Source organism: uncultured Fretibacterium sp., assembly GCF_938040765.1.
Taxonomy (GTDB): domain Bacteria; phylum Synergistota; class Synergistia; order Synergistales; family Aminobacteriaceae; genus CAJPSE01.
The window spans coordinates 1-1,632 of sequence record NZ_CALIAA010000187.1 but is presented as its reverse complement, the minus strand read 5'-3'; the positions used below and the strand labels follow the sequence as shown (position 1 = coordinate 1,632).

The 1,632-nt window shown below is 54.8% G+C and carries 3 protein-coding genes; all 3 read right to left on the bottom strand.

What is annotated here, in order from left to right; genetic code table 11:
- Positions 1 to 393: 393 nt before the first annotated feature.
- Positions 394 to 795 (bottom strand): hypothetical protein, encoded by a 402-nt coding sequence (locus Q0176_RS06545; RefSeq protein ID WP_299300451.1) that lies wholly within the window; start codon positions 793 to 795, stop codon positions 394 to 396.
- On the bottom strand, positions 792 to 1,235 hold the full coding sequence (locus Q0176_RS06540; RefSeq protein WP_299300449.1) for a type II toxin-antitoxin system antitoxin SocA domain-containing protein: 444 nt from the start codon (positions 1,233 to 1,235) through the stop codon (positions 792 to 794). Before Q0176_RS06540 ends, Q0176_RS06545 begins: the two co-directional genes overlap by 4 nt.
- Positions 1,236 to 1,405: 170 nt before the next feature.
- On the bottom strand, positions 1,406 to 1,632 hold a 227-nt coding region (locus Q0176_RS06535; protein ID WP_299300447.1), incomplete at its 5' end, for a hypothetical protein.

The window sequence follows — 1,632 nt, the reverse complement described above, 5'->3', positions numbered from 1 at the left end:
GATGAACCGGGGCCTGTGGGACGGTCTGCTGGGCCGCGGCGGGGCGTACAGACAGCGCTGAACGCCCCCCGGTTCTCGACTGCGGATCCAGACTCGGCCATGGACACGGGCACGATGCCGCTGCCGCCCTATCCATTGGAAACACAGGGGCCACGTCCCCACTTCAGCGGAAAAACCCCTGAAAAATCAGGGGTTTTGTGCCTCTATGGTGTTCATTGAAATGATTGACTGGTCTGTGAGTCCAGCGAATTACACGCGTAAATTGGCTCAATGCAATGAAATATGTATTTTCATTTTTTGATTGTGGGCCATTTTGTGGGCCGTTTTTCATCCGCTTGCCCTTTGTTTCGACAAGGCTCGGACTCCTTAATTCAGAGCAACGCGACAAGGGGGCTACTCATGACTGTACACGGAAAAGTCCCTGTCGAACCAGAGGATATAAAATACGTCCCTCTCCCGGAACCCGACCATCGCCTTCTTGCCTGAGAAGCGAAAGGACAGGATTGACTTACCCTTAGCGCTGCTGGGAAGTGCAACCCTCAGACCGTGCCGGATGACCTCGCACCCTAACCCTCCGTGAGGCATCGTTTCGAGCCGGCTCCAAGGGATATCTCGCCGCTTGTGCATGGCGTCGACAAAGCCCAATCGCTCCTCCGTCGTGCAGCGGACAATGCTATGACTCTCCTGGAGATACCGCAAAGAAAACTTCGGAGGCTCGTCTGCAAACGAACCTCCGGGGTCTTTTCGTTCGGCGATCTTCTCCGAGTTTATACGCCTCTTGATTTTTCCGCTCATGCCGTCTCTTCAAGCAGCGTCGGGAAAAAGGTGCGCATGGATTCCGTAGTGATGGTATTGTCGGCCTTGCCCTCCGCGCCAAGCCAGGGAGTTTCGCTGTGAGTCAGGTTACGCAGCTTCGCGGCGGAATATCCCCCATAGACGGAGTAAACATCGTCGATCAAGCCTTTTTCCTCGGAGGTGAGAGCATCAACGGAACCCAGCCCCGAGCTCTCAATGGGAGTTTTCCCGCAATGCTTGAACGCCTGATAAACAACCGGCACTACAGGACCATGAATCCACGCCTCAATAGCCTCTGGGAAAAGCGGATGCCCAAGGAGGGCCAAGGAGAACCCCTGACAGTAGTACAGGAGCTTTTGCAGCTTCATGTGAGTCATGTCGTTCTCTGTGGCGTCTGCTTTAGACAACAAATATTCTGCAACGTCAAAAGCCTTGGCCATGACCTCACCTCCCTTTAATTTTCTGTCCATGATTATACATAACCGCACATTCCCCTACAAGACAGGATGTCGGGTTAGGACTAAGCAAAAAGGGCGTCCGACCTTCGGACACCCCTGATATCGTACTTCTCCGTCCTATCCGTCCTGCCGCCTTGCCGTTTCCCCGGAGCCTATGCCTCGACCGACTTTTTCTCCTTTTCCCAATTCTCCGCATCCATCATCAGGTCGGCGAGGGTCTTGACCTTGACGCCCCCGGACAGCTCCACGTCCTGCTTGTCGGTCCAGCCGAAATTTTTCAGGGCGAAGATCGGCCCCGTGGGGCTGCGGCCATGGAGCGCCTTCTCGTATTCCATCTCGATTCGGAGCTTGGCCCTTTTTACCGAGTCAGTAAACTCCG